Genomic DNA, 4,822 nt, shown 5'->3' with positions numbered 1-4,822 from the left:
ATTATTAGGAACTGATGAACCCTAATCCACACAAGCCTCGTAAGCAAGATATTCAAGATTCTTTAGAGCTTTTACAATCTGTAGGAGAATATAAAACTACTCCTATTTTAGCCGAAAGCTAATAATTCCATCACCAACGAACTAAATATAGTTTGCTTTTGTGTTCTTTTTTAGTTGCCCTTTTCTTTTCTTGTTTCACACTTGACTCCATTTTCCCGAACCTATATCGTGCGGACATAAATATTTCATGAAATTCATTACTTCCCCTTATATTATTCTAATCTATAAGAGAGACAGTATACTACAGAGCACGAGGAAGAGAGTAGGTAATTCATTATCTAACTGAATATCCTGTACATTTATAAGTTGCTGCCATCCCTTCAAGCACAAATAAGTAGGACACATAGCCTGAATACTTAACATTGAACTTAAGTATTTCATAGATAGCCTATATGACAGTCAATGCTACCTCTCTCATTTTTTTATTTAGATATCTTTAAAAAGTTCGCACTGTGTTCATTTTTGATATACCTTTATAGATGTTTTATGTTTCATGCTTTTTCCTCAAAAAATTTTCTAGGTCATTTAATACATAATTTTTTGTAAAAATATAGCCATTCTTTCCTCCAAATATTTCTGCATGCTTCGTTTTCAGATTATATTGCAAAGGTTTTTCTGAAATTTCATTAAAAAATTCACGATGGTTTAAAAATTGATAAAGCTCCTGAATTGAAACCGGCTCTGTAACAATGTTAAGCTTTTTTATGCTGTTTTGTTCTGCTATGTTTATAATATTCCATAGATTAGATAAATTAAAAAATTGATAAATATTACGACTGTCTGTAAAATTTACAGCGCTAAAGTTTACTTTCTTAAAATACTGTAGAATTTGTACTTGCTCTTGTTTTGATATATTATTACATCTATAAAAACCATTTTTTTGTTTTGTATAATAATTTTGAATCATTGGATCATTACTGAATAGTTCTTCATATTTAGATTCTTTTAATAATTTAGGAATTACATGTATGTAATCATAAATGAAGTTTTTTTTAAGATTATTGCCATAAAGTGCAGGTAATCGTACAATCAAATAGTCGTTTATATACTTTTCAACCCATTCTTCTAAAAATAGTCTATTTCTACCATAAGCAGATAATCTGCTTTTATCTATAATTGTATCCTCATTACCATCACTAATATCATTATAAACAGCTACAGTAGATATTAAAACCAATTTTTTTGGATTGATCTTTTCGATATTCCGTATAGCCTGTTGTATAACTTTTAAATCTACTTCTGAATTTGAATTCGCCAAAAACATCTCTGCAGGTACGCCACAATAGACTAATAAATCTGGTTCTGTATAATATGCCTTTTGAATGTTTTTTGAATTATAAAGAACATCGAAATTATAGCTTTTCATTAAATTTGATCCAACGAATCCTGTGAACCCTACAAGTGCACTTAACATAATAAAGACCTCCTAGTTACAAGCAATACTTAATGCTCCAATAATAATAATAAGCGTAACACCAATAAGTTTCTTTCTGATAATAATTTCATTTAAAATTTTTTTAGAAATACATAATATCCAAATATAAGTAATTGCTCTTAATGGCAAAACCACAAAACCAATTGTCACAATATCCATATATTAATAAGCTGATATTAAATAAAGAGAATCACCTATATAAATGTTTATGTTCTTTAATAAACCTGACACTATATGGATTTGTGAACCTTTTTTTTGAAAGTAAGATGCAAAAGAGCCTATTAGAGTCATAGCAATGATAACAATAATATACATTATTCATCCCCACCTGCTATCATGAAAATCCCAAGCATAATTATTGTAATACCAAAGATTTTTTAGCCAGTATGGCTGTTATGATATAATTCAAGCTAAGCATTGGCTGCAAAATAGATAAACTGCCATGTCCATAAGCTATTAGCATAAAAAAAGCACCAAAACCATATAGGATAAATACAATTATTAAGTAAGGCAGATCAACTTCAGATAGTTTCCACATAAGTTGACCAAAACAAACGAATATAGATGAAACACTCATATACAATATACCTATTTTATTTTTTTAAAGACTTAATCATGGCTATTAGTTATCTTTTCGATACTTTTGATTACGTATTCCTCCTTCTTAAATAATAAATCAGTGATTAGTGTTGCATATTTTATTAAGATCGTAAATATAAGAAAAACACTAAAAAACGAAAATGATAAAAACAACATAGTTGAAACCCATCCCTGAACAGGTTCTCTTTCAACAAATATGTATACAGTATATAGAGTAACTAATATTGTTACCAGCATCATAATCATAGTTAAAAAAACTGATATTTTATAGCCGAAATTAGTAAATAATAATAGAGAATCAACTGCCAATGATTTTCTCATTTTGAGTTGGTTATGATCATTAATTCTTTTTACATTAGCTTCATAGTAAATAGTCTCAGATTTTAATCCACAGTTTGCATAAACTGCTTTTCTATAGGGAATACTTATATTCATTGATTTTACTCGATTAATCCCTCTTCGAGATATAATCCTAAATGCTTCAGATTTCAATTTATAAGTATAATTGCTAAATCTATTGAAAATTTTATAGAATAGCTTTGAACCTTTATGGCTATTTTTATTTGATGCAGAGACAATATCGTACCCTTGCAACGATTTCTCATATAATTTAAAAATTAAATTCTTATCATAAGATAAAGTTAAATCATCGAATTCATATACAAAATCACCAATTGATAAATCTACACCAGCTCTCATTGACGATTCAAGTCCATGAAAAAATCCCATATTTATAATTGTAATTGCTGTTGTTCTAAGGGATGGTACTATATCGTGTATTATATCTATTGATTTATCACATGAAACATCGTTTACAATGATAATTTCATAGTAGCTAAAGCTTTGCAATCCTTCATCTATTTTTTTTAAAAATTCTTTGATAATCTTCTCATGGTTATGGACATAAACTATAGCAGAAATATAATTCTTTTCTTCATTATTAATCATTGTCTAATACCTCCATTAAATCATAGACAGTATTAATTTTACCTGATAATACACATATATAGGTGGGACTCTCAGTGAGCTTTCTTATCACTGTTGGGCGTGAATCGTCTACTTCTGATGTCATTAAAATTGGCTTCATTGAAAATAAGGAATGAGAATACTCAAACTCAAATTCTTCTTTTAAATACTTTTTCACCATCAAAGACATTGATTTCCAGGAACTTTTAGGTCGCGCAAAACAGCTATTGCAGTTGCCTAGCTGTTTTGGAGAGCAATAACCACGGCTCCTTTTTTGACAATCGAATGTAGGCAATTCTTCATAAGATGTTTGATGTGGTGTGAATGTCACAGAGGTTAATGAGTGATATTCTGTTCTTCCAAAAGGCATTATAGAAAAGAATGGTCCATCCATTACTGTAATACCTATATTCTTAAGTTGATCATTGACTTTACATAGAATTATCTCACATAACTCATATTTAATTTTGAAGCTTTCAAAGCCTAATAATTTAGTTATTTGATTAGTAGAAGCATATGTAGCATTTAATAGAAATGTTGTGTTAAATAAACCATGATTTGTATACAATATGTATTCTCTATCCTTCTCTATTATCTTTTCAATCCTTGTATTATACAAAATATTGACGTTTTTGTATTTGCTAAGTTTATCCAAGAAAAATTCCTTTAAAATTCTTGCATCATATGTATATTCTTCTGTCAGAAAAGCTCCGTCACACATGTTGTCCTTAAAATATTTAGAAACACATAATTCATCACAAGGGATATTAGCATCTATACAAAACTTTTTAAATTGATTAGCATTGGTCCATGAAAAGTTTTTGCTTGTAGCATAAATTTGTTCAAATTTATTATAAATGCAAAAACCAAATTCTTTATTAAATCTTTCAAAGTAATGAGAAGAATTCATTGCTGTTAAATACGATCTAGGATAATGATATCCCATATGTACTCTTGCTTGGTTAATAAAGGTTGCTCGTTTAAAAGGAGCATCATCATATTCCAATACTGTTATCTTTTCTCGCTTCTTTTTTGCATAATATAGAGCGGCATATAATCCATATAAACCTGCCCCAATTATTATTTTGTCCATTATTACCTCCTGTTTATCTCCTGTAAATCTTTAGATGTTTTATTTATATTTGCATTAGCATTGGATCTGCTTTATTTAATAATGATATATTAGTATGTAGAAAACTACTTTGAGCATAATACCAATTCACTGTAAATGTGTGTGTAACTGCTTTTAATATACTATAAATAACTAAAAAATTGTTTTTTTCTGTTTCCAATAATAGTCTATCATTTTTTTCATATAATAGCCTACAGTAGCTGCAAGCAATGGTAAAAAAGGAACGCTCCATAAAATATAATTGATGTGCGTATGTATCGTTGAATGACCTTTTGCCAATATAAACCAACTGCAGGGAGCACAGATTGAAATAGCCAGAAGCATTGATAGTGATACAAGTTTATTGTCTCTATGTATTTTTTTTACATAAGTTATTGATGTTAAAACTATAATTGAAGCAATCGAAATAATAGAAAACATATTTAAATTTTTTATTATATTGGGACTTGAATTTGTCATATATAATTTGATAACATCAAAGACATTATAAGATAAAGATTCCTTATATTTTGGTTCAAGTCGATCAGTACCACCAAGACCAGTACGTTTTTGAATCGCATAGCTAAGTGAATTTACAACATCGTTATAATGCCCTGTATATGCACCCTTCATAAGTAAAAACACTACAC

Annotated in this window: 4 protein-coding genes; all 4 read right to left on the bottom strand. The window is 28.7% G+C overall.

Annotation, left to right across the window (positions count from 1 at the left end; all coding sequences use genetic code 11):
• Positions 1–544: 544 nt before the first annotated feature.
• Positions 545–1,474 (bottom strand): NAD-dependent epimerase/dehydratase family protein, encoded by a 930-nt coding sequence (locus ACLUJM_RS12885; protein ID WP_117444706.1) that lies wholly within the window; start codon positions 1,472–1,474, stop codon positions 545–547.
• Positions 1,475–2,104: 630 nt separating this feature from the next.
• The gene (locus ACLUJM_RS12880) at positions 2,105–3,043 is read right to left on the bottom strand and encodes a glycosyltransferase (protein WP_257333099.1); all 939 of its coding nucleotides are present in this window, start codon (positions 3,041–3,043) and stop codon (positions 2,105–2,107) included.
• Positions 3,036–4,154 carry an FAD-dependent oxidoreductase gene (locus tag ACLUJM_RS12875; protein ID WP_257359552.1) on the bottom strand — a complete coding sequence of 373 codons (1,119 nt, stop codon included), beginning with the start codon at positions 4,152–4,154 and terminating at the stop codon, positions 3,036–3,038. Before ACLUJM_RS12875 ends, ACLUJM_RS12880 begins: the two co-directional genes overlap by 8 nt.
• 171 nt (positions 4,155–4,325) lie before the next feature.
• A partial coding sequence (locus ACLUJM_RS12870; protein ID WP_412412989.1) for a hypothetical protein occupies positions 4,326–4,822 on the bottom strand: 497 nt, incomplete at its 5' end.

It is taken from the genome of Finegoldia sp. (assembly GCF_046991905.1).
In the GTDB taxonomy this organism is placed as follows: domain Bacteria; phylum Bacillota; class Clostridia; order Tissierellales; family Peptoniphilaceae; genus Finegoldia.
Note: the sequence above shows the minus strand (reverse complement) of the source record. Positions and strands in the feature narration are given on the sequence as shown.

Coding starts and splice junctions, on each gene's coding strand:
- ACLUJM_RS12885 (WP_117444706.1), bottom strand. CDS start 1,474: ATGTTAAGTGCACTTGTAGGGTTCACAGGATTCGTTGGATCAAATTTA.
- ACLUJM_RS12875 (WP_257359552.1), bottom strand. CDS start 4,154: ATGGACAAAATAATAATTGGGGCAGGTTTATATGGATTATATGCCGCT.
- ACLUJM_RS12880 (WP_257333099.1), bottom strand. CDS start 3,043: ATGATTAATAATGAAGAAAAGAATTATATTTCTGCTATAGTTTATGTC.